This window comes from Paraburkholderia sp. SARCC-3016 (genome assembly GCF_031119615.1).
In the GTDB taxonomy this organism is placed as follows: Bacteria; Pseudomonadota; Gammaproteobacteria; order Burkholderiales; family Burkholderiaceae; genus Paraburkholderia.
In genome coordinates, this window is sequence record NZ_JAVHZD010000035.1 from 33,650 (window position 1) to 53,105 (window position 19,456).

At 62.0% G+C, this 19,456-nt stretch carries 15 protein-coding genes; 6 read left to right on the top strand and 9 right to left on the bottom strand.

Annotation, left to right across the window (positions count from 1 at the left end; genetic code table 11):
• Positions 1–20: 20 nt before the first annotated feature.
• Entirely contained in the window at positions 21–1,064 is a 1,044-nt protein-coding gene (locus QYH69_RS28955; protein WP_308835121.1) for a hypothetical protein, read from the top strand.
• A 110-nt stretch (positions 1,065–1,174) separates the two neighbouring features.
• Complete coding sequence (locus QYH69_RS28960) at positions 1,175–2,296, top strand: L-dopachrome tautomerase-related protein (protein ID WP_308835122.1); 1,122 nt, start codon at positions 1,175–1,177, stop codon at positions 2,294–2,296.
• Positions 2,297–2,362: 66 nt separating this feature from the next.
• On the opposite strand, the gene QYH69_RS28965 is transcribed toward QYH69_RS28960, so the two are convergent.
• The gene (locus tag QYH69_RS28965; RefSeq protein WP_308835123.1) at positions 2,363–3,565 is read right to left on the bottom strand and encodes a porin; all 1,203 of its coding nucleotides are present in this window, start codon (positions 3,563–3,565) and stop codon (positions 2,363–2,365) included.
• Between the two features lie 419 nt (positions 3,566–3,984).
• On the opposite strand from QYH69_RS28965, the gene QYH69_RS28970 reads away from it, so the two are divergent.
• Positions 3,985–5,196, top strand: coding sequence for an MFS transporter (locus tag QYH69_RS28970; RefSeq protein ID WP_308835124.1), 1,212 nt, complete (start codon positions 3,985–3,987; stop codon positions 5,194–5,196).
• 75 nt (positions 5,197–5,271) lie between these two features.
• Here QYH69_RS28970 and QYH69_RS28975 read toward each other — a convergent pair whose 3' ends face one another.
• Positions 5,272–6,486, bottom strand: coding sequence for a YeeE/YedE family protein (locus QYH69_RS28975; RefSeq protein WP_308835125.1), 1,215 nt, complete (start codon positions 6,484–6,486; stop codon positions 5,272–5,274).
• Between the two features lie 294 nt (positions 6,487–6,780).
• On the opposite strand from QYH69_RS28975, the gene QYH69_RS28980 reads away from it, so the two are divergent.
• The gene (locus tag QYH69_RS28980; RefSeq protein ID WP_308835126.1) at positions 6,781–7,401 is read left to right on the top strand and encodes a VOC family protein; all 621 of its coding nucleotides are present in this window, start codon (positions 6,781–6,783) and stop codon (positions 7,399–7,401) included.
• Positions 7,402–7,427: 26 nt separating this feature from the next.
• Here QYH69_RS28980 and QYH69_RS28985 read toward each other — a convergent pair whose 3' ends face one another.
• Positions 7,428–8,945: a DUF308 domain-containing protein gene (locus tag QYH69_RS28985; protein ID WP_308835127.1), complete on the bottom strand. Its 1,518-nt coding sequence runs from the start codon at positions 8,943–8,945 to the stop codon at positions 7,428–7,430.
• A gap of 344 nt (positions 8,946–9,289) precedes the next feature.
• Here QYH69_RS28985 and QYH69_RS28990 point away from each other — a divergent pair, with 344 nt between their 5' ends.
• Entirely contained in the window at positions 9,290–9,937 is a 648-nt protein-coding gene (locus tag QYH69_RS28990) for an isochorismatase family protein (RefSeq protein ID WP_308835128.1), read from the top strand.
• 65 nt (positions 9,938–10,002) lie between these two features.
• Here the strand turns inward: QYH69_RS28990 and QYH69_RS28995 are convergent, their stop codons facing one another.
• Positions 10,003–10,203, bottom strand: coding sequence for a hypothetical protein (locus QYH69_RS28995; RefSeq protein WP_308835129.1), 201 nt, complete (start codon positions 10,201–10,203; stop codon positions 10,003–10,005).
• A 176-nt stretch (positions 10,204–10,379) separates the two neighbouring features.
• Here QYH69_RS28995 and QYH69_RS29000 point away from each other — a divergent pair, with 176 nt between their 5' ends.
• Positions 10,380–10,781 (top strand): DUF305 domain-containing protein, encoded by a 402-nt coding sequence (locus QYH69_RS29000; RefSeq protein WP_308835130.1) that lies wholly within the window; start codon positions 10,380–10,382, stop codon positions 10,779–10,781.
• A 64-nt stretch (positions 10,782–10,845) separates the two neighbouring features.
• Here QYH69_RS29000 and QYH69_RS29005 read toward each other — a convergent pair whose 3' ends face one another.
• The 5 genes from QYH69_RS29005 to QYH69_RS29025 form a co-directional block, all read right to left on the bottom strand.
• Entirely contained in the window at positions 10,846–12,792 is a 1,947-nt protein-coding gene (locus QYH69_RS29005) for a prolyl oligopeptidase family serine peptidase (RefSeq protein ID WP_308835131.1), read from the bottom strand.
• Positions 12,793–12,945: 153 nt separating this feature from the next.
• Complete coding sequence (locus tag QYH69_RS29010) at positions 12,946–13,296, bottom strand: copper-binding protein (protein WP_308835132.1); 351 nt, start codon at positions 13,294–13,296, stop codon at positions 12,946–12,948.
• Positions 13,293–16,526: an efflux RND transporter permease subunit gene (locus QYH69_RS29015; protein WP_308835133.1), complete on the bottom strand. Its 3,234-nt coding sequence runs from the start codon at positions 16,524–16,526 to the stop codon at positions 13,293–13,295. The genes QYH69_RS29010 and QYH69_RS29015 overlap by 4 nt, the downstream gene beginning before the upstream one ends.
• Positions 16,523–18,091 (bottom strand): efflux RND transporter periplasmic adaptor subunit, encoded by a 1,569-nt coding sequence (locus QYH69_RS29020; RefSeq protein WP_308835134.1) that lies wholly within the window; start codon positions 18,089–18,091, stop codon positions 16,523–16,525. The genes QYH69_RS29015 and QYH69_RS29020 overlap by 4 nt, the downstream gene beginning before the upstream one ends.
• 8 nt (positions 18,092–18,099) lie before the next feature.
• The gene (locus QYH69_RS29025) at positions 18,100–19,404 is read right to left on the bottom strand and encodes a TolC family protein (protein ID WP_308835135.1); all 1,305 of its coding nucleotides are present in this window, start codon (positions 19,402–19,404) and stop codon (positions 18,100–18,102) included.
• Positions 19,405–19,456: the final 52 nt, after the last annotated feature.

The following is a 19,456-nucleotide window of genomic DNA, read 5'->3' on the forward strand; positions in this document are numbered from 1 at the left end:
CGTCATACGCGCAAGCGGCGATGCGGACGATCGAAGAAGATAGTGTCGCGGTAATGAGTTCGGACATCGGTATGCCAGAGAACACTGCAAGCGCTCAACCAGACGACAAAGCCATCGCTATCACGCTAGCCAAGCGTGTGATCGACGGTTCGTTTTCGACGATCGCGATCAGCGCTCGCGACTTGACGGCATTCTTTGCGTTGTTAAGCAAATTTCACCGCGAAGAATCGTGCAAGCGTGCTGCGGCAATCATGGCGACGCGATTGCAAATCGACGACGCGCTACGCGACTCGCTTAATACCTTTGAACTGGCAAGCTGCCTTGCTTCATTAGCAAGATGGGACGAAGACGAGGACGCTTTCGAAAAAGCAGCGCTCGCTCTCGCAAAACGCTTAACGCCTGGGCGAGCATCGCTAGGCCATCTGAACGGACAAGCAATTGCCAACTGTTGTGTCGCGTTAGCCAAATGGCATGACGCACCCGTATGCAAAGACGCTTGCCACCAGCTGGCAGGCCATATCGCGGCGGACGAAGCGATCGTGCGCCAGCTGAACGGCGTACGCCTCGCGATCTGCATCCATGCACTGAGCCGATGGAGCGACGATGGCGCATGTCATGCCGCCGGCGTGCGTCTTGCAAGGCGAATATCCGAAGATGGAAACATGCGGCACAACCTGAACGCACGGTATCTCGCTGTCTGCCTCGATGCATTGGCGCAATGGACGTCCAATGATGTGTGCCGGCGCGCGACGGTGCAGTTGGCACGGCGGATCTCAACGGACTTATCGGTCTGCGAGCGACTCACCGCAAAGCATTTCATCAATTGTCTGAAAGCGCTCAGCACGTGGAACGATGAAGCCGCATGCAAAGCGGCCGGGATGCGGCTTGTAAAACGTCTTGCGGACGACGGCGCACTGTTGCAACAACTTGCCGGTACACGTTACGCGCGTGACTGCGTGGACGCGCTGAATAGTTGGCCCAACGAAGAAGCATGCTTTCGGGCAGCAGCCGAGGCCGTGCACCGTCATCGCGACACCGTCGCTCATGAAGCAATTATCGATTGAGCACGAAAGGCAAATGACAGCTTATCCACATCGAGAAAAGTCCCGATAGTCTCAGGTGCTTTTCTGCTCCAGTCTCCAATTCCTTACCTGCTTAACTACGGAGACGGGACGTGCAAATAACGAAGCTTGCGAGAATTGCGCTGGCCTGCGCGGCCATTGCCGCCGGCACTGTACCGGCACTATCGGCTGAACCGCAAGGCGCCTACGGACCTCCGCTCGAAACCGTCAAGACCTTCGATACATTCAAGCTCGTCGGCATCGGCGTCTCCCATGAGGGCCGCATTTTCGCGAGCGCGCCCGCTGCGCAGTCCGGCGACAAGCTCGTCGAGGTCAATGCGCAAACCGGCGCGGTCACTCCCTATCCCGATGAAGCCTGGAACGCGTCCGGCAAGGACACGGAGCATGAGTGGGTGGTTCCACAGGCGATGTGGGTCGACAAAGCCGATCGTCTATGGGTGCTCGATTCCGGGCGAGCGGTGCTGACCGCCGCGGGTGAGGGCGCAAAGCCCAAGCTTGTCGAATTCGATTTGAGCAGCAACAAGGTGATACGCAGCTACGGCTTCGACGGCACCGTTGCACCGATCGATTCGCTCAACGATGTACGTATCGATCTCGTGCATGGCTACGCGTATCTGACGAACATCGGCAATCGCGGCAGCCTCGTCGTGCTGAACCTCAAAACCGGCCAATCGCGGCAGGTTCTTGCCGGCGATCGATCGACGTACGCCGATCCCAAACAGCACCTGATGATCAACGGGCAACCGGCGCTAACGAACGATGGCAAGATCGTTGCGATTCATGCCGACGGTATTGCACTTTCGCCGGACGCGAAATGGCTTTACTACCGCCCGCTAACCGATCACAACTACTGGCGGGTGCCAACCAGGGCGCTGACCGATGCAAAGCTCAGCGCGAGCCAACTGTCGCACAAGGTTCAATATCTCGGCTCGGCGGAACTGACAGGAGGCTTGATCATGGACCAGCATGGGACGCTGTATGGCGGCGATCTCGAACACAGCACCATCGTCGCGCTCGATATCGATCCCGCTACGCGCAAAGTCAAATCGCGGCTCTTCGTGCGGGCGCCCGGCGAGCTTTCGTGGGCCGACGGGTTTGCGATCAGCCAGGGCTATATGTACATCGCGGATTCCCATCTCTGGGAGGTGACGTTCAAGAACCATTTGCCGCGTTCAGGGTCCTTTACGATCTTTAAGGTAAAGCTTGGCGGATGAGAGTCACGCCCCGCCGCTGGAACGCGGCGGGGGCGTGCGACGCCGCTTCAAACGCGGTTGTCGGCGTCAAAACCGATGCTTCATTCCAATCGCAATGACCACCTGCTCGTTGCCCGCCGACGGGTCAAGCGTATAGACACTCGCGTCGAATGCCCCATTGCCGTTTCCACCGCCGACTCGCTGATAAACGCCTTCCAGATAGACATCGGTGCGTGGCGAGAACAGATAGTCGGCCTGCGCCATGACCTGATTCCAATGCGGCGACGCTGAGGTGAAGCCCTTGGAGGCGCCGCTGAAATCACCCGTGGTGTAGGTGTACGACGCGCCGAGGCTCAGGTCCGGCCGCAGGAAATATCGGCCGTTGATTTCAAAGTTGTCGAATTTCATCGACGTCCCCGCAAGTGCGCCGACGCTCGTGCTGCCGTCCTGTAACAGCCCCGTGATGTTGTCCGTCACGGAGTGAGTCCACACGACGCCAACCGACGACTTGCCGAACTTGTATTGCGCACCGGCACCATAGATTTGCTGACGGCCGCCGGTCGTCAACGCGTCACCGTCGCCCGTGCTTGCGGCGCCCGATGCGTTGGCGAGCGCAGGGTCGGCCGTGCGGTTGATTTGCAGATAGGCGGCACCGAAACTGAACGGGCCGTACGCGTAGCTTGCACCGAAGCTATAGGCGCCGTTGTTGGCGAAGTTATCTGCCTGGTTCGAGAACGCATACATCGCACCGGCCTTAAAGCCGCCATACGTTGCACTGCTGAACTTGACCGAATTGTTCAGGCGCAGATCGTTGTTCAGGTTGTCGTTGTCGTAGACGTGCGTCGCCAGGTTGCCGCCGAAGCCTGAACCGGTCGCGCTCAACGGTGCGACGAAGTCGACGAGGAAGTCGTATTGCCGGCCGAGCGTCAGCGTACCGTACTGATTCGAATGGAGACCGACCCATGCCTGTCGGCCAAACAGGTCGCCGCCGTTCTTGAAGGTGCCATTATTTACATTGAAACCGTTCTCAAGCCAGAAGACTGCACTAAGCCCTCCGCCAAGATCCTCCGTGCCCCGCAGGCCCCATCGCGACGTAAAGACGTTCCCGCTTTGCAGCGAAAACGCACTGCCGCCTGGCGACGTCGCACTCGAAGGGGTAACGCGCGCATTATTCTGGTACACCACACCTGTATCGATCAGGCCAAACAGCGTCACGCTGCTTTGCGCATGTGCGGCTCCCGCGGCAAGCAGGGCGGCGCCTGCGGCACAACATCTGATCTTCAGCAACATTACATCTCGTTTCACTGGTATTCCCCGGTTGAGTGATCGGCAGTCGCCTCGGGCGACGTGCGGTATCGTCCGGCATCGCTGCGATGACGAGAGATGGAATGCTTTATTTCAGTGGTAGCGGAAGTTCGTCACGCTCTCTAAACAAATGTTTATCGAGGCGGCTCCGGCTGATGTTTGCGCGGCGACATCGCCCGCATATTCGGCAAACGAAGCATCTGAAGACGGCAACGACCGGTTGAATGTCGCGCGCTCGCGACAGCGGAAAACGCGTGACCGCGATCTGCCGCGGGCAGATTCGCGCGTCTCGTGTGCAATCGGTAAAGCGGTTGTCACACATGCAAAAAGCGTTTCTCGTGCACGCACACGCTTGCGGCCACCTCTACTATTTGCTTGAGCTTGCAACGAGAAAGGTATAACAGATGAGTTGTTCATCCGAAGATGCGCTCGCCGTCAAGCGGTCTGGCTGGTCGAAAGCGTTCGATCCGAAAGTCTGCTTTCTCGCGCTAGGCACGTTCGCCATCGGCACCGATGCGTACGTGATCTCCGGCATTCTTGCTTCCGTAGCGCGCGATCTTCACATCGGCATCAATGCGGCGGGCCAGCTGGTCAGCTGGTATTCATTTACGTATGCCGTCGCAGCTCCAGTACTGGCGGCGTTCATCGGCCATCTGAAGAAGCAGAACGTAGTTGTCGGCGCACTGATCCTGTTTGCGGCAGCCAATGCCGTCTGCGCACTCTCAACGACCTTTGAGATTCTCGTCGCCGCGCGCGTGGTCGCCGCGATTGCGGGCAGTCTCTACACGCCGACGGCCTATACGCTCGCGGCTACGCTCGCCGCGCCGGAAATGAAGAGCAAGGCGCTTGCGGTCGTCGCTTTGGGGTTGACGTCGGCGACCGCGCTCGGTGTTCCGATCGGCACGCTGATCGGACAGCACGCCGGATGGCACGGTACATTCTGGCTTGTCGTTGTCCTGTCGCTGGTGGCCGGACTAGCAATCCGCGCGGCGCGCGTATCGTCGGGCGACGCGGCGCTTGCCCCTTCCCCGGGGCTCATCGCGCGATTCAAACCGCTCACGCATGGTTCGACCTTGCTCGCTTTGCTGCCCGCTGTTGCAATCGGCTCGGCGTACTTTCTCACGTACACCTATCTTGGCGCGATACTCGGTGCCCAAGGCTTTCCTGCGCGCCAGATCGCGGCGGTCTTCGTTGCGTCCGGCATTGGCGGTGTCGCCGGCAGTTTCGCGGGCGGTCAGCTTGGCGTGCGCTTCAAACCTGTCGCCGTGCTCGTGGCGACGTTCGTCGTGCTCGGCATCGATGCGGCATTGCTTGCTTTCTCGATGCTGTCGTTCTGGACTGCCGCCTTGTCGTTATCGATTCTGTCGGGCAGCGGCTGGCTATTCCTGCCGGTTCAGCAGTCGCGGCTTCTCAAGATCGTCGAACCGCATCACGCGCAGGTCGTGATGGCATTGAACAATTCGTGTGTCTACCTCGGCTCGGCTGCAGGCACCGTAATCGGCGCCGCCATCATTCGCGCCGGGGTCGGTTTGCAGGATCTGCACTGGGCATCGGCGGCACTGGCCGTTGTCGCTCTGGCCACGCTTGCGCTCAGCTATCTACGCAGCGGACAGTGAGCGCGACATGCCGACTGCGGTGACAAATCCGGTGCTAACGGTATGGCGCGAAAGTGTTCAGACAGTCAAGCTCCTCTAACACGCGGTCGGCGCGACCCGCTCGACTTCCAAGCCGAACAGCGGACGCAACCGCGTGCCGAGCACATTGCCGAAGAACGCGGCGACGAGCCAGAGCCATCCATGCAGACTGCCTGACACGATGCCGCTGAAATACGCGCCGATGTTGCAGCCGTATGCAAGGCGCGCGCCGTATCCGAGCAGCAATCCACCGACGACCGCAGCCACGAGCGAGCGCAGCGGCACGCGCCAGACGGGCGCATAGCGGCCGGCCAGCGCGGCCGCCAGCATCGCGCCGATCACGATGCCGATATCCATGACCGAGGTCACGTCGTGCGAGATCGGCGCGGCGAGCGCCGCGGCGTTCGGCTTGCTGGTCCAGTACGCCCAGTTCGCGACATCGAAGCCGAGCGAGGAGGCCGCCTTCGCGCCCCACAGCGCGAACGCCGACGTGATGCCCCACGGCCGCCCCGAAAGCGCGAGCGTCGCAAAGTTGAGCACGGCAAGCGCGATTGCACCCGCCAGCAGCGGCCACGGGCCATGCAGCCACGGCGACGTGTGCGGCGGCTGCGTATGCGCCTCGACGAGCCGGCCATGCTTGCGTTTTTCGATGACGACGGTTATCGCCGCGATCAGCGCAAAGACCGCCCAGTTGAGGAACAATGCCGGCGCGACGCCAAGCGTTTTCACGAGCGAGATCGCGGGCAATCCCGGCAGCGCGGTCCAGAAAGGCATGTGCATGGTCGCGATGACGGACCCGGCGACGAACGCGATCAGCGTCGCTATCATGCGCGTGCTGCCGCCGCCGACCGTGTAAAGCGTGCCCGACGCACAGCCGCCGCCGAGTTGCATGCCAAGTCCGAACATGAATGCGCCGACGACGATCGAGGTGCCGGCCGGCGACACGAGGCCCGTGACGGGATGGCCGAACAGCGTGCCCGCTGCCAGCGCGGGAAAGAACAGTGCGACCCCGATGGCCAGCATGAGCATCTGCGCGCGCAGGCCGGCGCCGCGGCCGTCGGCAATCAATACGCGCCACGCGGACGTGAAGCCGAACGCGGCGTGGTAAAGCGCGATGCCGAGCAGCGCGCCGACCGCATACAACGCCGCTTGTACTGCGCTGACGGTCTGCGCGAGGTACCACACGCCGGCGACGATCAGCAGCAAGGCCACGCCGAGTGGACCGGGATCGATGGCGGCGCGGCGGGAAATCGGGGAAGCAAGATCGGACATGTCGAGTACGTTTATAAAGACGTGGGCAAAACGTATATTTTCTCGCGATTAGCGCAAGCTTGCACGGCGTGAAAGCAGGCGGCGCAGCGCTGCCTCCTGCGCACTGCGCCGGACGCGGCCGATTGGCTCGCCGCCCTTGTACGACGAATTGGTTGCGCGATTCGATCATGCTCGGCGATCGGGGATTCGATGGGCAATCAGTGCGATTTTGAAGCGGCGCAAGTCGCCGCTGATGTAGCCTGTCCCTTTGCATGTGCCTTCCTCGGAGCATCCCAAATTCAAGGAGATCGCGACATGAGCAATGCAAAAACAGTCGACATGAAACTGGAAGTGGTCGTCATTCCCGTAGCGGACGTCGATCGCGCGAAGCAGTTTTACGCCGCCTTAGGCTGGAGGCTCGACGTCGATATCGTGAAGGACGAGCAGTTTCGCGTCGTGCACTTCACGCCGCCCGGTTCGCACTGCTCGATTCTGTTCGGCACGGGCGTCACCACAGAAGCGCCGGGCTCGGTGCAAGGACTTCACCTGATCGTCTCCGATGTGGTTGCCGCCCGCGAGGCGCTTGCCGCGCGCGGCGTCGACGTGAGTGAAGTTTTTCACGACGCAGGCGGGCTCTTCCATCATGCCGGCGAAGAGGGACGCGTAAGCGGCCTGCATCCTGCGCGCAACAGTTACGGATCCTTCGCTTCGTTTAGCGATCCCGATGGAAATGGATGGGTCTTTCAGGAGGTCACGACCCGCCTGCCTGGACGCGTCGACGCGCAAAACATCGCGTTCACATCGTCGCAAGAGCTGGCGGCTGCACTCCGGCGTGCCGCGGCCGCGCATGGCGAGCATGAGAAGAAGACCGGTAAGCATGACGAAAACTGGGCCGACTGGTACGCCGTCTATCTGGGGCGCGAGTCGGGCGGGTGACTCGCCGTTGACCGATGAGCAGGCAATCAGCGCTGTGCACTCGTGTTGGCGCCGGCATTTGCGCCAGGATTTGCGCCGGTATCGGCGAACACCGACTGCACAGCGGGCTCCAACGCGTCCGTATCATCGATGTTCGGCGCCGCTGCTTTCTCCGCTCGCCAGCGCACACGTGACTCGTGCATCGTTCTTAGCGCAAGGCGCGCCATTTTCACCCATCCGGAAGGGTGCGGGTCCGCGAGCATGCTGAGTGCACGCGCGTAGTCGAGGGTGAGGCCGGGCGTCCACGCCATTGTCGCTGCGCGCTTTCTGACTTGTGCCGCAACCCATAGTTCAGGCGTCACGGCGATATGTAGAAACGGCTTCCAGCCACGGTCCATTCCCCACGCGCGCGCCGACGCTCCTTCGATTGCCGCTTCCAGCGCTTTCGCGACCGTGCTCGAGCAGTTGCGGTATGTCAGGTTGTAGGTTGTCGTGCGGCGATATTCGGCCCAGAAACGTTCGAGCCGTTGCGCATCGTAGTTGTATATGCGCACCTGACGCGTGGAAGGACACCACGCTTTCGCTTCGGTCTGATAGTCGGGCTGAAACACGCCAGGCACGTCGTTGTCGCGCGTCGCACGCAGGATGCGCGAGAACTCGTCTGGCGACCGCTCGATTTCAATGGCCGGGTACAGGCTGATATAAACGCCTTCCGCCGACTCGAGTGCGGCATGGCCTGTCGAGATCGCGCCGTTTCGATCGACCGCGGCTATGTAGCGGTCGATGATCGGCTGCCGTCGCGCCTGCGATTTCGCGGAACCTACCGGCGTCCACACGTGTATGGTCAGAACATGGTCGCGCCGTTCGGCAGCATCGCCGGACGCGTTCGGCGACGGCGGCTTCGGTACGTCCTGCGTGGACATTTCCGTGGACGCTCGTGCCCGCATTGCGGCGGCTTCCATCGCCGCGACCTTATGCTTTGTGCGTTTTTCGTCGGCGACGACGGGGTTTGTCGCCATGCGCCGCACACGCATCGCGAGCAAGGTCATGTTCCAGCCGCCGAACAGCAGGCCGAACGCGACACAATATGCGATGGTGCCCGCATAGTGATCGGGATAGGGCTGGTAGAAAAAGATCGCAATGGCGATTTCCAGCACGCCGCCGGCGATCGCCACCTTCCATGTGCGGTAGCGCACGAGTGCCGCGGCAATAATCTGAAGCGTGCCGTCCGCGAGAAACAGCGTGCCGAAAATCAACGACAGGATGAAGTTGCCGTGCACGCCTCCCATTAGCACGAGCCCGGCGGACACGATAAAGGTCACACCTTTGACATAGCGCAGCGTGCGCTGTCCGCCTATGCCGGTCCAGGCGACCGCGAGCGTAGCGAGGCCTTCGAGCAGAAGCAAAGCGACGAATGGAACGATGGGGAACCAGAGCGCGCCGTCGAGTGCATCGCAGAAGATCACCACCCCTAACACGGTGCTCAGAAAGCCTACCGCGAGCAGTTCGCGCCAGCGCGTGCGCAGGTAGTCGACACCGAGCAGGATCATCACAAGACGGACCATGGCTTGATCTTCCCTTCGCTTGGAGATCGTGGCTGAAGAACCGCAACTGAGTAACGCATCGACCGCCGGCAACACAACGATGATAGTTCGTTGTGCACGACTCGACCCGGGCTTTGATGTTGTTCAGAACAATTCAACGTCGTCGCATTGCGCGCGTTCGGCGCCCTTAAGATCGAATCGTCATACCGTAATGTCGAACGCAGCGTTCAACCGGTTGGCCCCTGCCTGCGTGCAAATCTGGAATCTGCTCGGCGCCGTAAATACTTTCTACTATCGCGGTGCTACGGTTGGATTGCGGCAAGGCGCGACTCAATCAAACTGTTCAACTCGATCAGGACGCGGATATGAAACTTAGCAACAACGACACCGCAGTGGTATTTATCGACCCTCAGAACGATGTGCTCAGCGAGCATGGCGTGAACTGGGGAGTCGTAGGCGCGAGCGTGACGGAAAACCGCACCATCGACAATATGGAACGCATTTTCGAGGCGGCGAAAGCGCAGCAATACGAAGTCTTTATCTCGCCTCACTACTTCTATCCGACCGACTACGCGTGGAAGTCATACGGCCCGCTCGAGCAAGGCGAAGTGGAGACTCGCAGTTTCGCGCGCACGGGGCCGCTGAATCTCGGCGGGTTCGAAGGATCGGGCGCGGACTGGCTTGCACGGTTCAAACCATACATCGAAGACGGCAAAACGGTCGTGACGAGCCCGCACAAAGTATGGGGACCGCAGACCAACGATCTGACTCTGCAATTGCGCAAACGAGGTATCGGCAAGGTGGTACTCGGCGGCATGCTGGCCAACATCTGCGTCGAATCTCACCTGCGCGAACTGCTCGAGCAGGGCTTCGAGGTCGCGGTCGTGAAAGATGCGACTGCGGGGCCGCGGCACCCTGTGTGGGGAGACGGCTATCAGGCCGCCCTGGTCAACTACCAGTTCCTGGCGCACGCGGTGCTGACAACCGACGAGGTCGTAGCCGCGATGCAATAAGCGAGGCGGCGTTGCCGCCCGATCTCTTTGCGAAGCGAAACAATTCGCTTGCGCCAGGAATGGCTTCACGTCCCCGTTGTGACGGGGACCTGGATCTTTTTCGCTGGTTCGCTTCGCACGAAGCGTTTAGATAGCGCGCGCCGCACGGGAATATCGACATACCTGTCGAGGATGGCAATCAGCGCTAGCATCGCGCAAAGAAATGCCAGAAGTCCATCGGCGCCATACATGCGCTCCCTGTTGACGGGGAGCTTGGACAGGAACATGAGGACAGGTACGTGTGTGATGTAAAAAATTCGGAGTTCTTGACCTTCCCAGTGTGGGAAGGTCCATGCTGTCACCGTCTTCCCGGCCACCGGCTTTCGCCCGACTACCGTTCAAGCCCAGGTACGAAACCAGGACGGAAGGTCGTACTTGTAGTTCTCAACCAAGGAGATGCAACATGCACAAGCGGGTCCTCGTTCGAGCTTTCGGAATCTGTACGGCGTTCGCGATCGGCGCCGCCAGCGCCGCCGCCAACGCGCAGCAGGCCGCGTCGATGCCCGGCATGCATATGAACATGGCCGGTTCCTCGGCTGACTCCTCGCCAGCCACACAGGCATTCCAGCAGGCAGACCAGAAAATGATGCAGCACATGAGCGCGCCCCCATACACCGGTGATGCGGATAAGGACTTTGTCACGCACATGCTGCCGCACCATCAAGGCGCCGTCGACATGGCTGAGGTCGAATTGAAGTACGGCAAAGACCCGCAGATGAAGAAGCTGGCAAGCAATATCGTGAAGACGCAGAAAGAAGAAATCGCAATAATGAAACGCTGGCTGGCAAAACACGAGGCCAAGTGAGCGATCTCGTCTGCGCGCGGCAACCGGCTCAACAGGATGCCGAGCCAGCGATCGCATGTGAGGTTCAAAGGTTGTCGATCTCGATCGGCTCGATCGCGTCGGCAATCTCAAAGCCGAAGATCTTTCCGTAGAAGTACAGTTCGGCCTCGAGGCAACGCCGGATATTGTCGGCAACGCGAAAGCCATGTTGCTCCTCGGGAAACACGATCGATGCGACTGGCAAACCCTTCGCACGCACCGAACGGTACATCGCTTCGGCCTGGTCGGGCGGCACGACCTTATCTTTGCCACCCTGGAAAAGGATCATCGCGCAGGACAGCCGGTCGGCATGATTGATCGGCGAGCGCTCGCGATACAGCGCCTTCTGTTCCGGATACGGCCCGACCAGCCGGAACAGGTAGCGCGATTCGAATTTATGCGTGCCTCGCAGCAACGCTTCCAGATCGCCGATCCCATAGTGGCTTGCGCCCGCCTTGAAGCAGTCGCGGAAAGTCAGCGCGCAAAGCGCTAGATATCCGCCGGCGCTGGCGCCTCGCACGGCAAGGCGTTCTTTATCGACAAGACCCTGGTTGACCAGATAGGTCGCCGCGGCGACCGCGTCGTCCACGTCGTCGACGCCCCAGCGCCCGCTCAGTTGCTGCCGGTAAGCACGGCCGTAGCCGCTGCTGCCGCTGTAGTTGACATCCACCACCGCGAAGCCGCGGCTGGTCCAGAATTGAACGTTCCATTTGAACGATCGGTCCGACGAACTCGTCGGGCCGCCATGTGCTACCACGAGCAGTGGGGGGCGCTCGTCGGCGGGGCCCGCATGGTCCGCGTTGAATGGCGGATAGTACAGCGCATGCGCGGTCCTGCCGCCCGTCGACGGATAACTGATTGGCTGCGCGATCGACGTATAGGCGGGATCCACGTCGGTCCGGCTCGAGCTGCGCAGCACGCGATGCGTGCGGGCCGTCAGGTCGAACTCGACGACCGCTTCGGACGATGCCGGCGTGGCGGCGATGAAAACTGCCTTGTCGCCATGCACGTGAAGGTCGCGCATCATGCAGAACGGCATGTCGACCGGCTCGAAAACTCGCGCGGCGGGATCGAGTATGGCAAGGCGCGAGTCGGTGTCCTGCTCGTAGATGCAGAGAATCCGCCCATTCGCATCGAAGCCGTAGGTCGTCATGCCGAACAGCCATTGCGGCTTGCCGAATTCCGCCGCGATCGGGTGCAGTGCAATCATTTCGTCGCCGTCGATACGATAAAGATTCCACCAGCCGCTGCGGTCGGACACGACATGAAGCTGCCCCGCGGGCGACCACGCAGGTTGAAACAGCGACTCCGTAACTCCCGCCGCGAGGCGGCGCGGCGTGCCAATGCGGCCATCGCCGCCGATATCGGCGAGCCAGAGTTCCGTGGCGTCCCACGGCATGTCGGGATGGCTCCATGCGAGCCATGCAAGACGGCTTCCATCGGGACTTAGACACGGCGATGAGAAGAAGTCGTGTGTGTCGGCAATGCGCGTGAGTGAACCGGAGTCGAGATCGATCGCAGCGAGGAAGTTGTCCGGTTCGTGATCGTGCCCGCGGTGGTCTTCGCATACGGCAATTAGCCGTCGATGCCGGCTGTCTTCGACCAGATCGGCGAAGCGAAGTCCTTCCGCTCCGGTTTCGGTTCCGTTCAATGCGCGCGGCATGCCGGTGCCGTCGGCGTCGAGCGTATAGAGGCGTTGATCGGCCGCATTGCTGAAGTACACGCCGCCACTGCCGACCGCATACGCACCGCCGCCGTATTCATGCACTTGCGAGCGCACGCTGACAGGCGCCGGCAGCAGATCGGATGCAGCACCGCCTGCGTAACGGACCAGTGCATTGCGTCCTTGTTCCTGCGGCCGGCCTTCGGTCCAATAGATGGCGTCGTGCGCGATCGCGGGCTGGCCCAGACGGATCGTGTCGCCGACGATCAGGTGCGTCGTAACGGGAGACTTCCAGGCGCCATACGGTTTGATTGCAGGAACGGTTTTCATGTGTCCGGGTAGCATCGTCAGGTGGTGGAGCTGCTGCATGCATCACCTTATCGCAAACAGCGATCACCCGGTACCGCACACATCGCCTGATCGTCCCCGGCTTCCATGTGGCAGCGAGGACGCCGGCCGGCCGCGTCCTCGCCCGCCAGACGCTTACTGCCTCGCCATCTTCACGATGGTGAGCGTGCCGTCCACGTTTTCGACGCGCACCTTCACGTTGTCGCCTTCCTTGACGCTTCTCGCCATCGCCGGATCTTTCGCCTTGAAGGCCATCGTCATGGCGGGCATGCCGACATTGCTCAGCGCTCCGTGCTTGAGCGTCACCATGCCGCTCGCCGTATCGACATGTTTGACGACGGCATCGGTCATCGCGTCGTTGCCGGCCGCCGGCGTATGGCTCATGGCGCCCGCGCTCATCTTCATGCCCGACATGTCGTCGGCAAACGAGGCACTGCTGGTTGCGGCAGCAGCGAGCGAAATGAACAAGATAATCGACTTCTTCATGATATTTCTCCAGAGTGGGATGACGGCACGGACGTGCCGATAGGGGGCGATGGCACTCGCGCGCCGCTCGCGACTGCAAAAGACTTCGGTGCTTCGCGGTTGCGCGGCAAACGGCGTCGTTGCAACAGCAACCAGGCGGCGGGAATCACGAACATCGACAGCAGCGGCGCGGTAATCATCCCGCCGACCATCGGCGCGGCAATCCGCTGCATGACTTCGGAGCCCGCGCCGTGTCCGACCATGATCGGAATAAGACCCGCGAGCACGACCGCGACAGTCATCGCTTTCGGTCGTACGCGCAGCACGGCGCCTTCGCGGATCGCATCGACAAGCGTCGCTTCGTCGAGCGGCTCGCCGTGCTTCAGGCGGCGATTCAATGCCTCCTTCAGGTAAAGCAGCATCACCACGCCGAATTCCGCGGCCACGCCCGTCAACGCGATAAACCCCACCGCGGTCGCTACCGACACCGCGTGGCCGAGGATCCAGATCAGCCAGAATCCGCCGACCAGCGCGAACGGCACGGTCGACATTAGAAGCAGCGCGTCGGCGGCCGAGTTGAACGTGAGGAACAGCATCACGAAGATCACGACCAGCGTGACCGGAATCACCATCCGCAGTTTCGCCGCTGCGCGCTCGAGATGTTCGAACTGTCCGGACCACTCGATCGAATATCCGGCCGGCAGCGCGACCTTCTGCGCGACGGCCTGCTGCATCGCCTTCACCGCGGTTTCGAGGTCGACATTGCGGATATCGATGTAGACGTACCCGGACAGTCGCGCGTTTTCGCTGCGAATCATCGGTGGACCATCGTCGATCGTGATATGAGCGACATCGCCAAGCGTAATCTGCGCGCCGCGATCGGTGACGACCGGCAACTCGCGCAGTTTTTCGACCGAGTCGCGCACGCCTCGCGGATAGCGGATATTGATCGGGAAACGCTCGCGGCCTGCAATCACTTCGCCCACGTTATCGCCGCCGACCGCCATCGACACGACGTCCTGGATATCGCCGACCGAAAGCCCGTAGCGCGCCGCGGCCTGCCGGTCGATATCGACGTGGATGTAGTGTCCGCCGTTCAGTCGTTCCGCGAGCGCCGACGTGACGCCCGGTACGCCCTTCACCGCGCTTTCGACTTGCGCGGCAACCTCATCGATCTTCGTCAGCTCCGGCCCGGAAACCTTGACGCCCACCGGTGTCTTGATACCGGTCGACAGCATGTCGAGCCGGTTGCGGATCGGCGGCACCCAGACATTCGAGAGCCCCGGCACCTTCACGGTCCGGTCCAGTTCGTCGACGAGCTTCTGTGGCGTCATGCCCGGCCGCCACTCGCTGCGCGGCTTGAACTGGATCGTCGTCTCGAACATTTCGAGCGGCGCCGGATCGGTGGCCGTATCGGCGCGGCCCGATTTGCCGAATACCGTTTCTACCTCGGGCACGGTCTTGATCAGCCGGTCTGTCTGCTGCAGCAGTTCGGACGCCTTGTTGGCCGAAATTCCAGGCAGAGCGGTCGGCATATAGAGCAGGTCGCCTTCGTCGAGCGGCGGCATGAACTCGCCACCCAGATGCGATAGCGGAATAACCGTTAGTGCGAGCGCGACGGCCGCGAGCCCGATCACGAACCACGGCCGTCGCAACGTGCCGTTGAGCAGCGGCCGATACAGCTTCACCAGCACACGGTTGATCGGATTGCTGGTTTCGCGCGGAATGCGCCCGCGAATCAGGTAACCCATCAGCACCGGCACGAGTGTGACCGACAGGCCCGCGGCAGCGGCAATCGTATAGGTCTTGGTGAACGCGAGCGGCGAAAACAGCTTGCCTTCCTGCCCTTCCAGCGAAAACACCGGGATAAACGAGAGCGTGATGATCAGAAGCGAGAAGAACAGCGCGGGCCCCACCTCGGCGGCCGCAGTCGCGATGACCTCCCAACGCTGCGCGGTTGTGATCGGCGTCGCGGGATGCTCGTGCTCGTATGCTTCGAGATGCTTGTGCGCGTTCTCGATCATCACGATCGCGGCATCGATCATGGCGCCGATCGCGATCGCAATGCCGCCGAGCGACATCAGGTTCGCGTTCACGCCCTGAAAGCGCATCACGATAAACGCGGCGAGCACGCCGAGCGGCAACGACAGGATCGCGACAAACGCACTGCGCAGATGGAACAGAAACACAGCGCAAACGAGGCCGACGATGACGAATTCCTCGATCAGCTTGTCCCGCAGGTTGTCCACGGCGCGTTCGATTAGCTGGGAGCGATCGTACGTGGTCACGACTTCGACGCCGGGCGGCAGCGATCGCTTGAGGTCCGCGAGCTTCGCCTTGACACCTTCAATGGTGGTAAGCGCGTTCTTGCCGGACCGCATCACGATCACGCCGCCGGTCACTTCGCCCTGGCCGTTCAGTTCCGCGATGCCGCGGCGCATTTCGGGGCCGATCTGGATGCGCGCGACATCGCCGAGCAGTACCGGCGTGCCCGCGTCGTTGGTGCGCAGCACGACGTTGCGGAAATCATCGAGCGAGTGCAGATAGCCCGACGATCGCACCATGTATTCCGACTCCGCGAGTTCGACGACCGAGCCGCCCGACTCCTGGTTCGCCTTCTTCAAGGCGTCGGCCACCTGCTGCTCCGGGATGTTGTAGGCACGCAGCTTGTCAGGATCGAGTACGACCTGATACTGCCGCACCATGCCGCCGATGCTCGCCACCTCCGAGACATCGGGCACCGCTTTCAACTCGAACTTCAGGAACCAGTCGTTGAGCGCGCGCAGTTGACCGAGGTCGTGGTGGCCGTTGCGATCGACGAGCGCGTACTCGTACACCCAACCCACACCGGTCGCGTCCGGCCCGAGCGAGACGGTCGCGCCCGGCGGCAGACGGCTTTGCACCTGGTTCAGATACTCGAGCACGCGCGAACGCGCCCAGTACTGGTCGGTCTTGTCGTCGAACAGCACATAGACGAAGGCGTCGCCGAACGACGAGTAAGCGCGGATCGTCTTTGCGCCCGGTACACCGAGCAGCGTGGTCGTGAGCGGATAGGTGACCTGGTCTTCGATCACCTGTGGCGCCTTGCCGGGATACGACGCCTTGATGATGACCTGCGTATCCGACAGATCGGGCAGTGCATCGAGCGGTGTTTCACGCAACGAATACACACCCCATGCGACGACGAGCACGGTGGCCAGCAAGACGAGAAAGCGGTTCTGAATCGACCATCGAATGATGCGCGCGATCATTTGGCGCCTCCTGCGGGTTCGACCTTCGTAAGCTGATAGCCGTCGCCGGACGGTTTGAAGACGAAGTGCACGGTGTCGCCAACCTTCACCTCCGCGAACGCATTCGGCGCGGGCTTGCTGAACGACATCGTCATCGCGGGCCAGCCGAGCGCGGGAATCGGCTCGTGCGAGAACGTCATGTTGGCGGACGTGATCTGTTCGACCTTTCCGGTCGTTTCGTACGTCGAGGTCGAGGCCGCGGCGGCAGCCGATGCCGCTGCAGACGCCGACGCGCCGGGCGCTGCCGCATCGCTAGCCGGCCCAGACGCCGACGCGCCTTCGATACGCGGCAGCACCGACTTCAGACTCGCTTCGGAGTCGATCAGGAACTGCCCCGATGCAACGACCGTGTCGCCGTCGTTCAGACCGCCGAGCACTTCCGTTTCGTTGCCGACGTCGTTGCCGACCGTGACGGTGGCAGGCTGCAGGCGTCCATCGCCGTTTCTCACGATCACGACCGAGCGCTTGCCGGTGGCGATGACCGCTTCGGACGGCACGAGCAGGCGCGACACCTTGTTCGCACCGCTGACATGCACGCGCATCAGCATGCCCGGTGTGAGTTTGCCGTCCGGGTTGTCGATTTCGAGCCGCGCCTGCAACGTGCGGCTCGTCGTGCTGATGCCCGGCAGGATTTCGCGAATGCGGCCCGTGAAGTGCCGGGTCGGGTCGCCGCTGAAGGTCGCATCGACGCGCATGCCGGGCCGCGCATCGAGTGCGAGTGCCTCCGGAATCTCAACGATCAGCCACAGCTTCGACAGGCCCGCTACTTTCGCGAGCGTTTGACCCGGCGTCACCATCGCGCCGTCGCGCACGTTCAGTTCGCTGACGACGCCGTTTTCGGGCGACGACAGCACAATATGCGTCTGTGCGCGGCCCGTGCGATCGAGGCTCGCGATCACACCTTCGGGAATCGACATCGCACGCATGCGCGCGCGCGAGGCCTGCAGCAACGCATCGTCCATGCCGCCGCGTTTGAGCGACAGATATTCCTCTTGCGGCGCGAGCCAGTCGGGCACGAACAGCGATGCGATCGGCGCGCCCTTCGCGATACGCTGCATCGGCGCGCTGGCGTAGAGACGGTCGATATAGCCATTCACGCGCGATTGCACGACGTCGGCTTGCGACTCATCGAACTGCGTGGTGCCGATCGCATCGAAGCCTTCGCTCGTCTCGCGCCGGTGCACGGTTGCGTAGCGGATGCCGAGGTCCTGCTGCAAGCCCGGATCGATGCGTATGCCGGTGCTGCCGCCGCCTTCGTCCGCATAGACAGGCTGCAATTGCATGTCCATGAACGGCGATTTGCCCGGCTTGGCGAAATGCTGGTTCGGCACCATCGGGTCGTGCCAGTACAGCACTTTGCGGCCGGTCTGCGGATCGACGCCGGCACCCGGCGTCGAGGCGGACATTGCGGTGTCCATCGGGGCCGGCGCCAGGGCGCGATGCGTGCCGGCGACATACCCTGCCGCCAGCAGGGCCGCGCCCGCGAATACGCATGCGACGGCCTGTACGAGTCGTTTTGGGTTCATGTTCATCCTCATTGGCCGGCGGCCGCGATTACGTCAGGAGGTAGCACCTGGTATTCGAGTCCGGCCCAGACGAGCGACACCTGCCGTTCGAGATTGAGTATCTGCAGCTCCGTTTCGAGCTGCATATGGCGCGCTTCGAAAGCGTCGGCGAGCGAGCCGGTTCCGGACCGGTAGGCCGCGTTGGCCAACTGCACTTTCTGATCGGCGGCGGGCAATACGGTCTGCTGCAGATTGGCGAGGCGGTCGCGGCCGCTCGCAAGCTTCGTCGAGAGCGACTGAATACCGGCCATCACCTGCCGCTCGGCGTCTTCGTAGTTGAGCCGCGCCTCGGTACCCATTTCCGATCTCTGCTCGACGTCGCGGTCCTCGAGATTCTTGCGGTTGATCGGCAATGGAATCGACACGCCGAACGACACGTAGTCGGAGAAATTCCCGCCGCGTTTGAAATAGGTCAGTCCCCACGTCCAGTTGGGACTTCGGTCGCTACGCGCGACGTCGGTCGCCGCATCGGCTACCGAGATGGCCGTGCGCGCCGCGATCAGCGCGGGCTGCACCTGTGCGATCTGCTCGGCGCTCATGCCCGGTACCGCGGAATCGAGCGACGGTGTCTGGTCGGCGACTTCGAGTACGTTGCCGGCCGCGGTCCAGCGCGACAGATTGATCAGCGCGGCCTTCTCGTCCTGCTGCGCATCGATCAGCGCATCGCGCGCATTGCCGAGCATCACACGCGCCTGGGCAATATCCGTCGCGCTGCCTTGCGCGCCGCGGTATGACGCCTGCCGGGCCGCGAGTTCGTCGTTCAGATGATCGACGAGCGCCTTGTTCAGCGTAACGGCCTTCTTTGCGTAGACGGCGTTGAGCCATGCCATCGCGGTCTGCTGCCGGACTTCGGCGAGCTTCTCCAGGTAGGTCGTCCGGTCCTGATCGACAGTGCGATTGGCAAGCGCGGTGCGCAGGCGGCGCTTCGCCGGCGAGACCCACTCCTGCTCTATGCCGATACCGCGCATCGTGAAATCGTCCTGGCCGATCGTGAAGGCCTGTGGACCATTGATCGGCAGATCTTCGACGCTTAGTTTCAACGTCGGATTCGGCAATTGCCCTGCCTTGACGACGACGGCCGAATCGCCGCGCACGGCGGCTTGTGTGGCCTCGATCGACGAGGAACGCTCCTGCGCCACCTGAAGTGCCTCGTCGAGCGTCATGCCGGGGCTCTGCGCGTAAGCGGCACGGGCGGCGAACATGACGAATGCCGCGAGCGCGACAAGGCGCAACGCGACGCGCCGGCTGCGCGGCGGCGAAAATGGGAAAAACATGTCAACCCCGAATGGTCGAGCCTACGCCGCGCTCGAGCGAACGTGAGAGAAC